A 15674-nucleotide genomic window follows, 5' to 3' on the forward strand; every position below is an offset into this window, starting at 1 on the left:
TGCGGTGACGTTGCGCAGACGCACCTTTTTGACACTGCATATCCCGCTCGAAATGGCGGGATTTTTTATGCAACGGTCTGGCAAACAAGCATTTATTATCGCAGGTACCGGCAGTGGATGCGGTAAAACAACCGTGACGTTGGGTATTCTGCGGGCGCTGATGGCACGCGGATTATCTGTGCAGCCGTTTAAGGTCGGGCCAGATTACCTGGATACCGGCTGGCATAGCGCCGTCAGCGGTGTTACCTCGCGTAACCTCGATGCTTTTATGCTACCGGCTGCGACCTTGAATGGGTTATATAACCAGCACATGCGCCATGCTGATGTGGCGGTGATCGAAGGTGTGATGGGCTTGTATGACGGCTACGGCACTGATCCCGATTATTGCAGTAGTGCGGCGATGGCCAAACAACTGGGCTGCCCGGTTATCTTACTGGTGGATGGCAAGGCGGTATCCACCTCGGTTGCGGCTACCGTGCTGGGGTTCTGCCAGTTTGACCCAAATCTCACCATCGCAGGCGTGATTGTTAACCGTGTTAATTCAGAAAACCATTATCAGCTAATCCGCCACGCCATCGAGCATTACTGCGGTATTCCCGTGCTGGGGCGCTTGCCGGTGATGGATGATATCGCGCTGCCATCACGCCATTTAGGGTTGATACCGGTGCAAGAGCAGCGTGAGGGCGTGGCGGGTAGAACCCATCAGCCCGACAGCTCGCCCCGCTGGCAACGGCTGGCACAGCAGGTTGAAGCCTTTATCGATCTCGACCGATTACTGGCACTGACGCATTGTGCGGCACAGCCTGCCGGCACCCCGCCTTCCTTACCTCTGTCTACACTGGCTAACGGCCTGACACTGGCCTTGGCCGAAGATGAAGCATTCAATTTCTATTACCCCGATAACCTTGACCTGCTAGAGCAGGCAGGCGTGCGCATCCAACGTTTCAGCCCACTTCATGACCGCCGGTTACCCGATTGCCAGATGATTTATCTCGGGGGAGGTTATCCCGAAATTCACGCGAGCCGCTTAGCGGCGAATACAGCGATGCATGCAGCGTTACAGCAAGCGCATCGCCAACAGATCCCGCTGTATGCCGAATGCGGTGGCCTGATGTATCTCGGTGATGGCTTAACGGATGAGAGTGGTCAGCGCCACCCGATGGTTGGCATTTTGGCCGGTGAGAGCCGGATGGGGAAACGGCTGACTCGCTTTGGTTACTGTCAGGCACAGGCCCGCAGTGACACCTTATTGGCTGCACAAGGTGAAATTCTGCGTGGTCATGAATTCCATTATTCCGATTTTACTAGCCCATTGACGCCGGTATTTGATAGCAGCAAATGGCGTGATGGTGTCGCTATTCAGCGCTGGCACAGTGGCTATCAACTTCAGCGCACTCAGGCCAGCTATCTGCATATCCATTTTGCCCAGCGCCCCGGTTTACTGAATGGCTGGCTGACCGCTGCCCGGAGCGTGCTATGACCCTGAGCGCATGGTTTGTCGCTTTCTTGCTTGATAGCTGGCTCGGCGACCCGCCGCACTGGCCGCACCCGGTGCGCTGGATGGGTAACCTGATCTCTGTCATGCAACGTGCTATCCGTGCGGTTTGCCATAGCGAACGGGCACTGAAGTGGGGGGGAGCAGCGCTGTGGTTGGTGGTGGTCGGCGTGACATGGCTGCTGAGTTGGGGGTTCTTATCACTGATGACACACATCAATCCGTGGCTCGGCTGGTTGGCGCAAGTGTGGATGATTTACACCCTCTTAGCCGGACGTTGCCTGAGTGATGCGGCGCTACTGGTATTTGATGCCCTGAAGCACGGTTCGCTGGCACAAAGCCGCGAGAAGCTGTCATGGATTGTCGGGCGTGACACCTCACAACTAGAGAAGCCACAAATCACCCGTGCGGTGGTAGAGACAGTGGCCGAAAACAGCGTTGATGGCGTGATTGCACCGCTGTTCTTTTTGATGTTAGGCGGCGCCCCGCTGGCAATGGCTTACAAAGCAGTCAATACCCTTGATTCGGTGGTGGGTTACAAAACGCCAAAATACCGCGCGATTGGTTATGTGTCGGCACGGATGGATGATGTGGCGAACTGGATCCCAGCCCGTCTGAGCTGGTTATTACTCAGCGTAGCCGCGTGGTTACTACGAGCCGATTACCGTCAGGCATTGCGCATCGGCTGGCGTGATCGTTATCAGCACGCCAGTCCTAACTGTGCCTGGTCTGAAGCCACGGTTGCCGGTGCGCTGGGCGTGCGGCTGGGGGGGCCGAATGATTACTTTGGCGTGCGGGTTGAAAAACCCTGGATCGGTGATGAACGGCGCGAGGTGGCGCTGGATGATATCCCGCGCACTATCCATTTGATGCTGATGGCGTCGTTATTAGCACTATTACTGTTTGCCCTGATTCGTCTGCTGCTGGTCGGCATTTAACAAGGATAACCTGATGAACTATATAAAGAACCCGCAGGAAATAGAGCAAAACAGTTTTGCCATCATCGGTGACATTATTGCCGATGAGCACCCGGACTTTCGCTTTGTCAGTGAGATGCAAGAAGCGGTGATCAAGCGGGTTATCCATACCACGGCGGATTTTGATTGGCTGGATATTCTGCATTTCTCACCGCAGGTACTAACCCATATTGCCGAGGGTATCCGCCGGGGTTGCACCCTTTATACCGATACTACGATGGCGATGTCCGGTATCAACAAAGTGCTGTTAAAGCAGATGGGATGCGAATGCCGTTGCTACATCAGTGACCCACGGGTGGTGGAGAGTGCGCCGCTACAGGGTATTACTCGCTCGATGGCCGCAGTGGATGTTGCTCTGGCAGAGTCAGGAGAAAAGCTGTTTGTCTTTGGTAATGCCCCGACTGCGTTATTCCGCTTGTTGGAACGCCACGCCACACCGATCGCGGTCATTGGTGTACCGGTGGGGTTTGTCGGGGCGGCTGAATCCAAAGATGCCTTGGTTGCCAGTGACCTGCCATGCATTGCAGCACTTGGGCGCAAAGGGGGCAGCAATGTGGCAGCAGCCATCATCAATGCCATCCTCTATCAGTTGCGGGGGGCGCTATGAGTGAGGCTACTGTCAATGACAGTCAGATGCTGCAAAACCAGCAATTAGACAGCATTTGGCATAACGGCAAACAATATCGCAAAGGTTACACCACCGGTTCTTGTGCGACGGCGGCGGCTAAAGTGGCGGCGCTAATGGTGTTGCGCCAGCAAGTGATTGACCAGATTTCAATTGTGACGCCTTCCGGTGTCACGTTATGCCTGAATGTAGAACAACCCCTCATTGAGGGCCAGCAAGCTACGGCGGCCATCCGCAAAGATGGTGGTGATGATGTTGATGCTACCCACGGCATGCTGATTTTTGCTCGCGTCACGCTGCGTGAACAGACGGAAATTACTCTGCGTGGTGGCGAAGGGGTCGGGACAGTGAGCCGTAAAGGTATTGGCCTCCCCGTCGGCAGCTCAGCCATTAATCGTACGCCACGCCAAACCATCGAGGCAGCAGTGCGCGAGGTCATCGGCCCGTTACGCGGTGCTGAAATAGAGATCTTTGCTCCCGAAGGGCAAGAGCGGGCGAAAAAAACCTATAACGGGCGGTTGGGGATCCTCGGTGGCATTTCCATCATCGGCACTACCGGCATTGTGACACCGATGTCGGAAGAGAGCTGGAAACGCTCGCTGGCATTGGAATTGGAGATGAAGCGCGCGGCGGGTGAAGATCGCGTCATTCTGGTACCGGGCAATCATGGCGAGCGCTTTGTTCGCGACCATCTGGGCCTCGACAGCCAGCGGGTGGTGACCATGAGTAATTTCGTCGGTTATATGTTGCAGGAAACCGTGCGACTGGGCTTTCGTCAGGTGCTGCTGGTAGGGCATCCCGGCAAATTAGTGAAAGTGGCCGCCGGTATCTTCCATACCCACAGCCATATCGCGGATGGGCGTATGGAAACATTGGTTGCCCATCTGGCGCTGATGGGGGCGCCGCATGCGCTACTGCTTGAAGTGAATCAGTGCAATACCACTGAAGCGGCGATGGAATTGATTGCTGAGCAGGGGTGGCAGGCGGTCTACAGCCGTATTGCCGAACGTATCTGTGAGCGAATTGCTGAAATGATGCGTTTCTCCGTTAATCCGCCGCAGTGCGATGCGATTTTATTCTCTTTCGATAATCAGGTGTTAGGCAGCAGTCGGCCTCTGGATGAGATTGTGGAGGCATTGCGATGATTACAGTTGTTGGCATCGGCCCAGGTGATATCGACTATCTGACCCCTGAAGCCCAGTGGGCTATCAGCCAGGCTGAGGTATTGGTGGGCGGGAAGCGCCATCTGGCAACATTTAGCAGCAATGTTCGTGAGTCCCGCTTGTTAGATGCGGATCTGCTGGGGTTACTGGAGTGGCTGGATAGCAACAAAACTCGCGCCATTGTGGTACTGGCTTCCGGTGATCCTCTGCTGTATGGCATTGGCAAACTGCTGGCGGCGAACTTCGGCACTGACGAGCTACATATCGTGCCCGGCATCAGCGCTATTCAATATCTGTGTGCCAAAGTGGCGCTGGATATGAATGACCTTTTTCTTACCAGCAGCCACGGGCGGGTACCCGATTTTGACTGGATTTTCCAGCATGACAAGGTGGCGATGGTGACTGACAGCATTATCGGCCCGCGTGCCATCGCCGATGCATTACATCAGCGTGGTCTGTCCCGCACCTTGATTATCGGTGAAAACCTGTCACAACCCAATGAACGTATTCACCGTCTGTCGCAACAACAGGTAGCGGCGCGTTATGACATGAATGTGGTGGTGATCCTCAATGAGAGATGATCTGTTCTTACGTGGGCAAAAAGTCCCGATGACCAAAGAAGCGGTGCGCGCATTGGCACTGGAACGGCTGGAGTTGCCTTGTTATGGCCACCTGATTGATGTGGGCGCCGGGACGGGCAGTGTGGCGTTGGAGGCGGCACTGCGCTTCCCCGATTTGCAGGTCACCGCGATTGAGCGCAACCCAGCGGCACTGGAACTGATTAGCGAAAACCGCCAGCGGCTGGGTTGCCACAACGTGGCGATCATCGCAGGCGTTGCCCCCTTGCCTAATACGGCCGCAGCCGATGCCATTTTTATTGGTGGCAGCGGCGGGCATTTAACCGATCTGATTGATTGGGCGCTGATGACACTTAAGCCCGATGGCCGTTTGGTACTGACCTTTATTTTGCTCAATAACCTTAATGACGCGTTGGCTCACTTACAGCACTGCGCTGTCAGTCAGTTAGATTGCGTGCAATTGCAACTCTCCACCCTGACCCCTTTGGGCAGCGGGCACTATTTTAAACCTAATAATCCTACTTATCTTATTTCCTGCCACAAGGAGGCGCGCAATGTCTGAGCATCCTGATGCTGCATCAACAGCGGTACTACAACCCTGGGATACACAAAAAATCTGGTTTGTCGGTGCAGGGCCGGGCGACAAAGAGTTGATCACCCTGAAAGGCTACCGGTTGTTACAGCAAGCAGAGGTGGTTATCTACGCCGGCTCGCTGATCAATACCGAACTGCTGGAATATTGCTCGCCAGAGGCGCAATGCCACGATAGCGCGGGTTTGAATTTGGAACAGATCATCACACTGATGGTTGATGGTGTGCGGGCTGGCAAGTTGGTGGTGCGATTACAAACCGGTGACCTCTCTTTATATGGTTCGATCCGTGAGCAGGGGGAGGTGTTGAGTGAGCACGGTATTGGTTTTGTGTCGGTACCGGGTGTCAGTGCTTTTCTTGGCGCAGCAGCGCAACTGGGGGTGGAATACACCGTACCGGAAGTGGCGCAGAGCTTGATTATTACCCGAATCGAAGGGCGAACCCCGATGCCGCCGCTGGAGCAACTGGAGGCGTTTGCCGCGCACCAAACGTCGATGGCGATTTTCTTGTCAGTGCAAGAGATGGACCGCGTAGCTGAACGTTTGATTGCTGGCGGATACCCAGCGACGACTCCTGTTGCGGTGGTGTACAAAGCGACATGGGCTGAAAGCCGCACTGTGCGCGGTACGCTGGCTGATATCGCCGAATTGGTTCGCGCCGCTGCTATTCATAAAACTGCACTGATTTTGGTGGGGGCGTTCCTCGGCGATGAATACCACTATTCCAAACTCTATGATGCGGGGTTTAGCCATGAATATCGTCAAGCCTGAATCCATAGCGGTATTTTGCCTGACTCCGGGCGGGGTGCGGTTGGCGCGGCGTTTGCAGACCCACTTGCCGCTGACCTGCTTTACCAGTGAAAAACTGTTGGAACCGGGTTTTCTGCCGTTCAATGGCAGTTTTGGCGACACCCTCCGTGAGGCATTTAAACAGTATTCGGCACTGGTGGTGGTCGGGGCTATCGGCCTGACAGTGCGGGTTATCGCCCCGTTGGTGAATGACAAAATGAGTGATCCGGCGGTGGTGGTGATTGATGAGCGTGGGCAACATGTCATTAGTCTGTTGTCTGGTCACGTGGGGGGCGGCAATACCTTAACCCGTTATTTGGCGGGCATTCTCGGGGCCGATCCGGTGATAACCACGGCAACCGACGTTAACCAGATGGCGGCATTGGATACGCTGGCGACCCAACTGGACGGCGAAATGCAGGATTTTCGTCACGCCGTCAAAGTGGTCAATCAAATGTTGGTCAGCGAACAAAAAGTGGGTTTGTGGTGGGATACGCCTCTGCTGGCTGAGCGTGAACGCTGTGACACTCGTGGTTTTGTAGCGGTTGATTCGCTGGATCAATTGCCAAAACTGGATGCGATAGTTTGTGTCACGTTGCGCGACAGCCTGCCTCCATTACCGTTACCGGTGTACAAACTGGTGCCACGCCGGGTGGTCGCGGGTATCGGTTGCCGCCGGGCCACCTCGCTGCAAACCTTGGTTGAATTGTTACAACAGCAAATGGCCGAGAATCACTTTGACCTCATGGCGCTGCGGGCTATTGGCAGTGTCACTATCAAAAAAGATGAACCCGCGCTACATCAATTGGCTCAGTGCTGGCGAGTACCGTTCGAACTGTTCAGTGTCGGCGAACTGAGCCGCCATGAGCAACGTTTCCCTGCTTCTGATTTTGTCCGCCAAACGGTGGGTGTCGGCAGCGTTTCACAACCGGTCGCCTGGCTGATGAGCGACGGTAAATTGGTTGGCAATACTCTGCGTCAGCAGGGCGTCACCATCACTCTGGGAGTATCGCATTAATGTTAACCGTAATTGGCATCGGGCCGGGCAGTGAATCGATGATGACGCAGGAAGCTATCGCCGCAATCCGCGACGCGGAAATTATCGTCGGTTATAAAACCTATACCCATCTGGTGAAACCCTTGACCGGGGATAAGCAGGTGATCAAAACCGGCATGTGTAAAGAGATAGAGCGCTGCCAAACCGCCATTGATCTGGCGCTGGCGGGCCATAACGTGGCGCTTATCAGCAGTGGTGATGCCGGGATCTATGGTATGGCGGGCTTGGTGCTGGAGCTGGTAACGCAACAAAAATTGGAGTTGGAGGTGCGGTTGGTGGCGGGGATCACCGCCAGTATTGCTGCTGCCTCGTTACTCGGTGCGCCGCTAATGCATGATTTTTGTCATATCAGCCTGAGTGATTTGATGACGCCGTGGGCGGTGATCGAAAAGCGCATTATCGCGGCAGCGCAGGCTGATTTTGTTATCTGTTTCTATAACCCACGCAGCCGTGGCCGTGAAGGGCATCTGGCCCGCGCGTTTGAGTTAATGCAGCCGTGGAAGCGGCCTGAAACGCCAGTCGGGGTAGTGAAAGCCGCCGGGCGTAAAAAACAGGAGAAATGGATCACTACGCTGGGTGAGATGGATTTCGAACCGGTGGATATGACCAGTCTGGTGATCGTCGGTAATCAGGCGACCTATTGCCGTGATGGGCTGATGATCACGCCACGGGGCTATTCATTGTGATGGGCCATCACCCTTATCCACCGATTCATGTCTTTGGCGGTACCAGTGATGCGCGGCTGATTTGCCAATTGCTGGATGCCGCAGAGCAACGCTATAGCCTGTCGGTTGCCACTGATGCCGGTAAACAACTGGCGGGAGATATTGGCGGTGAGGTCATGGTTGGGCGGATGGATGCAGGGCAGATGGCTGATTTTTTGGCGACCAGACAGGTCCAGTGGGTGGTTGATGCCTCGCATCCTTATGCCTGCATGCTCAGTGACAATGTGGTGGCGGCCTGCGAACAGTCAAATGTCACGCTGACCCGTTATCAACGGCCAAGTGAAATTGATGTTCTGAGCCACCCTCTGCTGCACAAGGTCGATAGCGTTGCTGCGGCCTGTGAGGTGGCCAAACGGCTGGGGCCGCGGGTGTTACTCACGACTGGCAGCAAGCAGTTGGCTGAATATCAACGTGGGCTGGTGGGTAAAACCTTACTGGTTCGGGTGCTGCCCACGGCGCAAGTGCTGAACCAATGTGAGGCGCTGGGGCTGGGGGTTGACCACATTATTGCGCTGCGCGGGCCATTCAGCGCGTCTTTCAATCAGGCACTGTATGAGTTTTGCCAGCCGGATGTGGTTATCACTAAAGAGTCCGGTGCCCAGGGGGGATATCAGGAAAAAGTTGCCCCCTGTCTGGCACTGAATATCCCCTGCATTGTGGTGTGTCGCCCCGCCAGCGTGGTATTGGGCGGTATCGGTCAGCAAGTGACGTCATTAGATGAATTTAGCCAACATCTGATCCACTGGCAGCAACAACGAGGGCAATAAAATGAAAAAAGCACTGTTGGTGATCAGTTTCGGCACCAGTTATGAACAAACCCGCCAAAAGAATATTGATGCTTGCGAGCAGCAACTGGCGGCAGCTTACAGCGATCGTGATGTTTTTCGCGCGTTTACCTCGGAGATGATCATCCGCAAATTGCGCAAACGGGATGGTTTGCTGATCAACAACCCACGGGAGGCGCTAAAACACCTGGCTGAACAGGGCTATCAGGATGTCGCCATCCAATCGCTGCATGTGATAAACGGCGATGAATACGAAAAAATTGCCAATGAAGTGCGCACCTTTAGCGACTGTTTCCATCGTCTGGTATTGGGTACGCCGTTGTTAAGCAGTTTTGCCGATTACCAACAACTGCTGGTGGCGTTACAGGCTCAAATGCCGGTGCTGGCCGCTGATGAGCGGGTGGTCTTTATGGGCCACGGTGCCAGCCATTATGCCTTTTCAGCCTATGCCTGTCTGGATCATCTGATGACCTCGCTGCATTTCCCGGCATTGGTGGGCGCGGTAGAGAGTTATCCAGAAATCAGCCATATCATTACCCGGCTGCAACAGCAGGGGGTGCGTAAAGTGCACTTAATGCCGCTGATGTTGGTGGCAGGTGATCATGCCATCAACGATATGGCCTCTGATGAGCCGGACTCATGGCAATCGCAACTGGAGGCCGCCGGTATCTGTGCTCACTCCTGGTTACAAGGATTGGGTGAGAACCCATTGATACGTCAAATGTTTGTCGAACATCTGGACCAAGCCTTACAACAAAAACAGCAGGAGGCAGCGTAATGAGCGGCAGACTTTATGCATTGGGTGTTGGCCCAGGTGCTAGTGATTTAATTACTGTACGCGCAGCACGGCTGATAGCCAAACTCGATGTGCTGTATGCGCCTGCCGGGCGCAAAGGTGGCGACAGTCTGGCGCTCTCTATCGTGCGCGAATACCTTTCACCACATACCGAAATCCGCACCTGTCATTTCCCTATGAGCGCTGATGATAGTGAGAAGCAAGCGGTATGGGATGAGGTGGCACAACAGTTGCAATCTGAAGTGGCCAATGGCCGTCAGGTGGGATTTATCACCCTCGGCGATGCCATGTTATTCAGCACGTGGGTGTTTTTATTGGAACGCATCGGGCGGCCTGATTGGTTGGAAATCGTACCGGGCGTAACCTCATTTGCCGCCATTGCCTCGCGTGCGGCGCTACCGCTGGCGATGGAGCAGCAGTCACTGGCCATCATGTCCTGTACCGCGCCGGAGGCCGAATTGGAGCGCGCACTGCGGGATCACGACTGTGTGGTGCTAATGAAAGTCTATGGCCGTTTTGCTCGGATCCAGGCGCTGCTGGCACGGTTGGAGCTGTTCCCACATGCGCTGTTGATGTCGGAAGCCTCATTGCCTGGCGAAGTGTGCTGGCGTCAGCTTGATAGCATCGCCGCTGACCAGCCATTGCCCTATTTCTCGACCATTTTAGTGAATAAGCAGCAACGAGTTAATGGATAACAGGTTAGTTAAATAGAGGGTTAATTAATTTTAAATTACTCCCCAAAGTGATTGGAGCAACTAATGGAAATGGAAAAAGAGTTAAAGAAACTGTCTTATAGCGGAGTGGCAATGGCAATCTTGCTCACGCTGGCACCGAATGACGTTTTTGCCATGCACATTATGGAAGGTTTTCTGCCGCCGATGTGGGCGCTGGCTTGGTGGGTATTGTTTCTGCCATGTCTGTTTATGGGGTTGGTGCGCTTAAAGCAGATTGTGGCTGAAGACAGCAATCAGAAAGTGTTATTGGCGCTGTGTGGCGCGTTTATTTTCGTGCTCTCAGCACTGAAAATTCCGTCGGTGACCGGCAGTTGCTCACACCCTACAGGGGTAGGGCTGGCTGTCATCTTGTTTGGGCCGGTGGTGGTGGCGGTGCTGGGGGCGATTGTACTGCTGTTCCAGGCGCTATTGCTGGCACACGGCGGGCTGACAACGCTCGGTGCTAACGGTATGTCGATGGCGGTGATCGGGCCGGTAGTGGGTTATTTGGTGTGGAAATTGGCCTGTAAAGCGGGATTACGCCGCGATGTTGGGGTTTTCCTCTGTGCCATGTTAGCGGATTTAACCACTTATTTTGTCACCTCAGTACAACTTGGCTTGGCGTTCCCCGATCCACAATTTGGTATCAGCGGTTCAGTTATCAAGTTTATGGGGGTGTTCTGTATTACCCAGATCCCGATTGCGATTGCTGAAGGGTTATTGACGGTCATGATTTACGACCAATTGACCAAACGGCGCTTAATTCACGCGGAGAGCCACTAACATGAAAAAGACCCTGATCCTGCTGGCAATGGTGATTGCACTGGTTATTATGCCGTTCTTTATTAATCACGGCGGCGAATACGGTGGCTCGGATGGAGAGGCTGAAGCGCTGATCCAGCAAACGGCACCGCACTATGAGCCTTGGTTCCAGCCATTATATGAACCTGCCAGTGGTGAAATTGAGAGTCTGTTGTTCACGCTGCAAGGTTCCATTGGCGCAGCGGTGATTTTCTATATCTTGGGTTACTACCGGGGGAAACGCGGTGAGCATGCTGGGGATTGATAAACTAAGTTATCAAAGCCGCTGGCGGCAGGTTGACCCAATAGGGAAACTGGTGCTGTATGGCGTTTTCCTGTTGCTGGCGATGCTCAGCCCGCCGCTCTATCAGGCGTTATTGCTGATATTTATCGCCGCGCTGACCTGCTACTTGTTACGCGTTGGCCCGCGCCGTTATCTGCGCTGGCTGGCTATTCCGCTGTCATTCCTGTTGGTGGGGCTGGTGACCATTGTGTTATCCCTTTCTCGTCAACCGGAGAGTATGTGGTGGAGTATACAAATCGGTAATTGGTGGTTCGGTATCGATAAAGTCGGTCTAACCACTGCCAATCAGACCTTGTGGCGTAGCCTGGCTGCATTGGCCGCGACTTTCTGGTTTGTGCTGAATACGCCATTCCCACAGCTTATTCAGATACTTAAACGCTGCCATGCCCCCCGTTTGCTGACTGAGCAAATTTTGCTGACCTGGCGCTTTATTTTTATTTTGGCTGAAGAGGCTGCTGCTATCCATCATGCGCAGTCCCTACGGTTTGGTTATATCTCATTGCGTACTGGCTACCATTCGCTGGCTATGTTGGTGAGTATGCTATTTACCCGCGTGATGATTCGCTATCAACAGATGGTTATCTCGCTGGATATGAAACTTTATCAGGGTGATTTCCACCTGTAAGGCAGGATTTGATGTTAGCCACCAGACAGTTAGGTTTCAGCTATCAGGATGAGCAGGTATTGCACGATCTGACGCTGGATTTCAGTCAGCACGCGGTCACTGGTGTCTTGGGCGCCAATGGCTGTGGCAAATCCACCTTATTTATGAATCTGACCGGTATTTTGCAACCCCAACACGGGACTGTGCTGTGGCAAGGAGAGCCGCTGAGTTATAAAAAGGCCAGCCTGCGAGAGCTACGCCAACGGGTGACAACGGTATTCCAAGACCCGGAACAGCAGATTTTTTATACCGATATCGACAGTGATATCGCGTTCAGCCTGCGTAATCTCGGCGTGGAGGAAACGGTGATCGCCGCGCGAGTGGATCGGGCGCTGACACTGGTTGATGCGCAGGGTTTTCGCCATAAATCTATTCAGCACCTTAGTCACGGTCAGAAAAAGCGGGTGGCAATTGCCGGTGCACTGGTGATGGAAGCAGAGTATCTGTTACTCGATGAGCCGACCGCAGGGCTGGATCCGGCCGGGCGTCAACACATGATTACCATCATTGAACGCATTGTGGCAGAAGGGAAACGGGTTATTCTCTCCAGCCATGATATCGATTTGGTCTACAAGGTTTGTGACTATCTGTATGTCTTATCTCATGGTCGCTTAATGATGGCCGGTGAAACGACCGAGGTGTTTCTGCAACAGGATAAACTGCGCGCTGCCGGGCTTATCCAGCCATGGTTGGTCAAAATGCACTGCGAGCTAGGGTTACCGTTATGCAAAACGGAAGAACAACTTTTCGCGTTGATGCGTCAGCGTGAAACCGAGGAGGCGCAATGAGTTTATCGGTGATGGTGCAAGGTACCGCATCTGATGTAGGTAAGAGCGTATTGGTGGCTGGGCTATGCCGTATTTTTATGCAGGATGGCTATCGTTGTGCTCCGTTTAAATCGCAGAATATGGCGCTCAACTCAGGTATTACGCCACAGGGTGAGGAGATGGGGCGGGCACAGATTTTTCAGGCAGAAGCCGCAGGCATCACCCCTGATGTGCGCATGAATCCGGTACTACTCAAACCCACCAGTGACCGTAAGGCGCAGGTGGTACTGATGGGCAAAGTTGCCTGCAATATGGATGCGGTGGAATATCATCAATATAAGCCGCAATTGCAGCAACAAATCAGCGAGGTCTACCAAAGTTTAGCCCGTGAATATGACGTCATGGTGCTGGAAGGGGCGGGTAGCCCGGCAGAAATTAACCTGCGTGACCGCGATATCGTCAATATGGGGATGGCGGCAATGGCCGATGCACCGGTGATATTGGTGGCTGATATCGATCGCGGTGGGGTGTTTGCGGCTATTTATGGCACCTTGGCCCTGTTGCATCCGCATGAAAAAGCGCGGGTCAAAGGGGTGATAATCAATAAGTTTCGGGGTGACATTGCGCTGCTTAAACCTGGGTTGGAACAGATTGAAGCGCTGACGGATGTGCCGGTATTAGGGGTAATGCCGTGGCTAGATATTGATTTGGAAGATGAAGATGGTGTGGCATTACAAAATGGCAAATATCAGGATGCGGTGGAAAAAGCGCTGGATATCGCTGTCATTCACTTGCCACACATTGCCAACTTTACTGATTTTAATGCGTTGGCGGCCCAGCCCGATGTGCGTCTGCGCTATGTTTCGCAGCCCTCAGCCTTGGGGCAACCGGATCTGATTATTCTGCCTGGCAGCAAAAATACCTTGGGCGATTTACAGTGGTTGCATCACAGTGGGCTGGCCGCCGCGTTATTGGCACAACATCAACATCAGGTACCGGTGCTGGGTATCTGTGGTGGTTATCAGATGTTGGGAAAACGTATTATTGATGGTGTGGAGTCTGGCCTGGAACAGATGGCGGGCCTTGGTTTGCTGGATGTGGAAACGCAGTTTGCACAGGACAAAGTGACCACGCGGGTCAGTGGCTATTGTCTGATGGGCCTGCCGGGGATGCTGGAAAGCTGCGGCGAGCAGCAACTGGAAGGCTATGAAATTCATATGGGTGCATCCCTGCTTGGAACGGCCGCCAAGCCTTTCGCACAATTGACATTGCGTAACGGGCAAGTGGAGCAATGGTTGGAAGGGGCGGTGAACGCCGATGGCAGTGTGCTGGGCAGCTATATTCATGGCCTGTTTGACAGCCACAACTTCACTCGCCCACTGCTGGACAATTTGCGCCAACGTAAAGGGCTGGCGGCGTTTGACGGTGTGACGGTGAATTACGCCGAACATAAGCAGCAACAGTTTGATATTCTGGCAGCACATATGCGACAAAATATTGATATTGAAAGTATTTATAAAATAATGAAAACACATCGACAGGAGTGCGCGCAGTGATTTTGATTACCGGAGGTGCGCGCAGCGGCAAAAGTTCGCTGGCTGAACGGTTGGCGGCACAGGCGGCTGAGCGGGTGTTTTACATTGCCACCTCAGTGGTAACAGATGTGGAAATGGCCGCGCGGGTTGAGTTACATCGCGCCAGTCGCCCGGCACACTGGCGTACCTGGGAAGGTTATCGGGATCTGGGAGCAGTGTTGGATCAGCAAGTGGAACCCGGCGAAGCGGTGATGTTGGAGTGTATTACCACCCTTATCACTAATCTGCTGTTTGAACAGGCCGGTGATACGCCGCCGGAGCAGATGGATTTCACGTTACTTGAAGTGGGGGTTCAGCAACAAATTACCGATCTGCTGGCCGCCTGTGCCCGAAGTTCAGCACCGATTTATTTGGTGACGAATGAACTGGGGATGGGCATTGTGCCTGAAAATCGTTTAGCGCGACATTTTCGCGATATCGCCGGTCGGGTCAATCAGCGCCTGGCTGCTGCCGCTGACCAAGTGTTTCTGGTGGTTTCCGGCATTGAGGTAAAAATTAAATGAGCCTGCGTCTATTTCTCGCCACCTTGCAGTTTATGACCCGGATTCCGGTGCCAGAGCGCTGGACGCAAGGGTTGGCGATGGATCAGTACGAACGCGGCATTATCGGTTTCCCGCTGATCGGGCTGATTGTCGGTATCATCGGCGCGCTGGTCTTTACCCTACTGGTACCTTGGTGTGGCATTCCGTTAGCGGCACTGGGTTATGTGCTGGCACTGGCGCTGGTCACTGGCGCTTTCCACCTTGATGGTTTGGCAGATACCTGCGATGGCGTGTTTTCCGCACGTAAACGCGAGCAGATGTTGGAGATCATGCGTGATAGCCGCCTTGGGACTAACGGCGGTTTAGCCTTGATTTTTATCGTGGTGGCGAAAGTGCTGGTGGTGAGTGAGCTGGCACTGCGCGATGTACCGATGCTGGCAATACTAATGGCAGCTTCAGTGGCGGGGCGTACGGTGATTGTGTTGTTGATGTACCGCCAGCGTTATGCCCGCGCAGGCAATGGCTTGGGCAATATTTACATCGGTAAAGTTACCGGCCGGCAAACTGCCGTCACATTAGTGGGTGGCGCAATACTTACCCTGTTACTGGGGAAAGGGACTGCGCTGTTGGCACTGGTGATTACCATGGCGGTAGTGCTGTTGTTGGCAATCTATCTGCGTAGCCGTTTAGGCGGTCAAACCGGTGATACGTTGGGCGCGGCTGCCGAAATAGGTGAGTTGGTGTTTTTGCTGGCGCTGTTGTAGCTGC

At 53.9% G+C, this 15674-nt stretch carries 19 protein-coding genes; all 19 read left to right on the forward strand.

Annotated elements, in window-relative coordinates; translation table 11 throughout:
* The first annotated feature begins 67 nt into the window (after positions 1 to 67).
* The 19 genes from Q2T72_RS08065 (at position 68) to cobS (ending at position 15670) form a co-directional block, all read left to right on the forward strand.
* Entirely contained in the window at positions 68 to 1480 is a 1413-nt protein-coding gene (locus Q2T72_RS08065; RefSeq protein ID WP_083163753.1) for a cobyrinate a,c-diamide synthase, read from the forward strand.
* Positions 1477 to 2433: an adenosylcobinamide-phosphate synthase CbiB gene (gene cbiB, locus Q2T72_RS08070; RefSeq protein WP_372568932.1), complete on the forward strand. Its 957-nt coding sequence runs from the start codon at positions 1477 to 1479 to the stop codon at positions 2431 to 2433. The genes Q2T72_RS08065 and cbiB overlap by 4 nt, the downstream gene beginning before the upstream one ends.
* Positions 2434 to 2446: 13 nt before the next feature.
* A complete protein-coding gene (locus Q2T72_RS08075; protein WP_083159265.1) occupies positions 2447 to 3079 on the forward strand; it encodes a cobalt-precorrin-8 methylmutase in 633 nt (210 codons plus the stop codon).
* On the forward strand, positions 3076 to 4242 hold the full coding sequence (cbiD, locus tag Q2T72_RS08080) for a cobalt-precorrin-5B (C(1))-methyltransferase CbiD (protein WP_083159264.1): 1167 nt from the start codon (positions 3076 to 3078) through the stop codon (positions 4240 to 4242). Before Q2T72_RS08075 ends, cbiD begins: the two co-directional genes overlap by 4 nt.
* The gene (locus tag Q2T72_RS08085; protein WP_083159263.1) at positions 4239 to 4841 is read left to right on the forward strand and encodes a cobalt-precorrin-7 (C(5))-methyltransferase; all 603 of its coding nucleotides are present in this window, start codon (positions 4239 to 4241) and stop codon (positions 4839 to 4841) included. The genes cbiD and Q2T72_RS08085 overlap by 4 nt, the downstream gene beginning before the upstream one ends.
* Positions 4831 to 5400: a decarboxylating cobalt-precorrin-6B (C(15))-methyltransferase gene (locus tag Q2T72_RS08090; RefSeq protein WP_083159262.1), complete on the forward strand. Its 570-nt coding sequence runs from the start codon at positions 4831 to 4833 to the stop codon at positions 5398 to 5400. The genes Q2T72_RS08085 and Q2T72_RS08090 overlap by 11 nt, the downstream gene beginning before the upstream one ends.
* Complete coding sequence (locus Q2T72_RS08095; RefSeq protein WP_372568933.1) at positions 5393 to 6199, forward strand: cobalt-precorrin-4 methyltransferase; 807 nt, start codon at positions 5393 to 5395, stop codon at positions 6197 to 6199. The genes Q2T72_RS08090 and Q2T72_RS08095 overlap by 8 nt, the downstream gene beginning before the upstream one ends.
* A complete protein-coding gene (cbiG, locus tag Q2T72_RS08100; protein ID WP_372568934.1) occupies positions 6180 to 7235 on the forward strand; it encodes a cobalt-precorrin 5A hydrolase in 1056 nt (351 codons plus the stop codon). The genes Q2T72_RS08095 and cbiG overlap by 20 nt, the downstream gene beginning before the upstream one ends.
* Positions 7235 to 7960, forward strand: coding sequence for a precorrin-3B C(17)-methyltransferase (locus tag Q2T72_RS08105; RefSeq protein WP_372568935.1), 726 nt, complete (start codon positions 7235 to 7237; stop codon positions 7958 to 7960). Before cbiG ends, Q2T72_RS08105 begins: the two co-directional genes overlap by 1 nt.
* Positions 7960 to 8766, forward strand: coding sequence for a cobalt-precorrin-6A reductase (locus Q2T72_RS08110; RefSeq protein WP_372569870.1), 807 nt, complete (start codon positions 7960 to 7962; stop codon positions 8764 to 8766). Before Q2T72_RS08105 ends, Q2T72_RS08110 begins: the two co-directional genes overlap by 1 nt.
* 1 nt (position 8767) lies before the next feature.
* The gene (locus Q2T72_RS08115) at positions 8768 to 9562 is read left to right on the forward strand and encodes a sirohydrochlorin cobaltochelatase (protein WP_083159260.1); all 795 of its coding nucleotides are present in this window, start codon (positions 8768 to 8770) and stop codon (positions 9560 to 9562) included.
* Positions 9562 to 10275 carry a cobalt-factor II C(20)-methyltransferase gene (locus tag Q2T72_RS08120; RefSeq protein ID WP_372558502.1) on the forward strand — a complete coding sequence of 238 codons (714 nt, stop codon included), beginning with the start codon at positions 9562 to 9564 and terminating at the stop codon, positions 10273 to 10275. Before Q2T72_RS08115 ends, Q2T72_RS08120 begins: the two co-directional genes overlap by 1 nt.
* A 63-nt stretch (positions 10276 to 10338) precedes the next feature.
* Entirely contained in the window at positions 10339 to 11076 is a 738-nt protein-coding gene (gene cbiM, locus Q2T72_RS08125; RefSeq protein WP_005185360.1) for a cobalt ECF transporter S component CbiM, read from the forward strand.
* Position 11077: 1 nt separating this feature from the next.
* A complete protein-coding gene (locus Q2T72_RS08130) occupies positions 11078 to 11359 on the forward strand; it encodes an energy-coupling factor ABC transporter substrate-binding protein (protein ID WP_005185363.1) in 282 nt (93 codons plus the stop codon).
* Positions 11346 to 12023: an energy-coupling factor ABC transporter transmembrane protein gene (locus Q2T72_RS08135; protein WP_032906397.1), complete on the forward strand. Its 678-nt coding sequence runs from the start codon at positions 11346 to 11348 to the stop codon at positions 12021 to 12023. The genes Q2T72_RS08130 and Q2T72_RS08135 overlap by 14 nt, the downstream gene beginning before the upstream one ends.
* A gap of 11 nt (positions 12024 to 12034) precedes the next feature.
* Positions 12035 to 12850, forward strand: coding sequence for an ATP-binding cassette domain-containing protein (locus Q2T72_RS08140; protein ID WP_083159258.1), 816 nt, complete (start codon positions 12035 to 12037; stop codon positions 12848 to 12850).
* A complete protein-coding gene (locus tag Q2T72_RS08145; RefSeq protein ID WP_372568936.1) occupies positions 12847 to 14385 on the forward strand; it encodes a cobyric acid synthase in 1539 nt (512 codons plus the stop codon). Before Q2T72_RS08140 ends, Q2T72_RS08145 begins: the two co-directional genes overlap by 4 nt.
* Positions 14382 to 14927, forward strand: a complete 546-nt coding sequence (gene cobU, locus Q2T72_RS08150) for a bifunctional adenosylcobinamide kinase/adenosylcobinamide-phosphate guanylyltransferase (RefSeq protein ID WP_042569508.1) — start codon at positions 14382 to 14384, stop codon at positions 14925 to 14927. The genes Q2T72_RS08145 and cobU overlap by 4 nt, the downstream gene beginning before the upstream one ends.
* Positions 14924 to 15670 (forward strand): adenosylcobinamide-GDP ribazoletransferase, encoded by a 747-nt coding sequence (gene cobS, locus Q2T72_RS08155; protein ID WP_083159256.1) that lies wholly within the window; start codon positions 14924 to 14926, stop codon positions 15668 to 15670. The genes cobU and cobS overlap by 4 nt, the downstream gene beginning before the upstream one ends.
* Positions 15671 to 15674: the final 4 nt, after the last annotated feature.

This window comes from Yersinia sp. 2466 StPb PI (assembly GCF_041538325.1).
Taxonomy (GTDB): Bacteria; Pseudomonadota; Gammaproteobacteria; order Enterobacterales; family Enterobacteriaceae; genus Yersinia; species Yersinia enterocolitica_E.

Excerpts from the sequence above, each read along its gene's own strand:
- Q2T72_RS08090 (WP_083159262.1), top strand. The coding sequence starts at position 4,831 with ATGAGAGATGATCTGTTCTTACGTGGGCAAAAAGTCCCGATGACCAAA.
- cbiM (WP_005185360.1), top strand. The coding sequence starts at position 10,339 with ATGGAAATGGAAAAAGAGTTAAAGAAACTGTCTTATAGCGGAGTGGCA.
- Q2T72_RS08095 (WP_372568933.1), top strand. The coding sequence starts at position 5,393 with ATGTCTGAGCATCCTGATGCTGCATCAACAGCGGTACTACAACCCTGG.
- Q2T72_RS08140 (WP_083159258.1), top strand. The coding sequence starts at position 12,035 with ATGTTAGCCACCAGACAGTTAGGTTTCAGCTATCAGGATGAGCAGGTA.
- Q2T72_RS08130 (WP_005185363.1), top strand. The coding sequence starts at position 11,078 with ATGAAAAAGACCCTGATCCTGCTGGCAATGGTGATTGCACTGGTTATT.
- Q2T72_RS08085 (WP_083159263.1), top strand. The coding sequence starts at position 4,239 with ATGATTACAGTTGTTGGCATCGGCCCAGGTGATATCGACTATCTGACC.
- Q2T72_RS08075 (WP_083159265.1), top strand. The coding sequence starts at position 2,447 with ATGAACTATATAAAGAACCCGCAGGAAATAGAGCAAAACAGTTTTGCC.
- Q2T72_RS08110 (WP_372569870.1), top strand. The coding sequence starts at position 7,960 with ATGGGCCATCACCCTTATCCACCGATTCATGTCTTTGGCGGTACCAGT.
- cbiB (WP_372568932.1), top strand. The coding sequence starts at position 1,477 with ATGACCCTGAGCGCATGGTTTGTCGCTTTCTTGCTTGATAGCTGGCTC.
- cbiD (WP_083159264.1), top strand. The coding sequence starts at position 3,076 with ATGAGTGAGGCTACTGTCAATGACAGTCAGATGCTGCAAAACCAGCAA.
- Q2T72_RS08105 (WP_372568935.1), top strand. The coding sequence starts at position 7,235 with ATGTTAACCGTAATTGGCATCGGGCCGGGCAGTGAATCGATGATGACG.
- cobS (WP_083159256.1), top strand. The coding sequence starts at position 14,924 with ATGAGCCTGCGTCTATTTCTCGCCACCTTGCAGTTTATGACCCGGATT.
- Q2T72_RS08145 (WP_372568936.1), top strand. The coding sequence starts at position 12,847 with ATGAGTTTATCGGTGATGGTGCAAGGTACCGCATCTGATGTAGGTAAG.
- Q2T72_RS08115 (WP_083159260.1), top strand. The coding sequence starts at position 8,768 with ATGAAAAAAGCACTGTTGGTGATCAGTTTCGGCACCAGTTATGAACAA.
- Q2T72_RS08065 (WP_083163753.1), top strand. The coding sequence starts at position 68 with ATGCAACGGTCTGGCAAACAAGCATTTATTATCGCAGGTACCGGCAGT.
- cbiG (WP_372568934.1), top strand. The coding sequence starts at position 6,180 with ATGAATATCGTCAAGCCTGAATCCATAGCGGTATTTTGCCTGACTCCG.
- Q2T72_RS08120 (WP_372558502.1), top strand. The coding sequence starts at position 9,562 with ATGAGCGGCAGACTTTATGCATTGGGTGTTGGCCCAGGTGCTAGTGAT.
- Q2T72_RS08135 (WP_032906397.1), top strand. The coding sequence starts at position 11,346 with ATGCTGGGGATTGATAAACTAAGTTATCAAAGCCGCTGGCGGCAGGTT.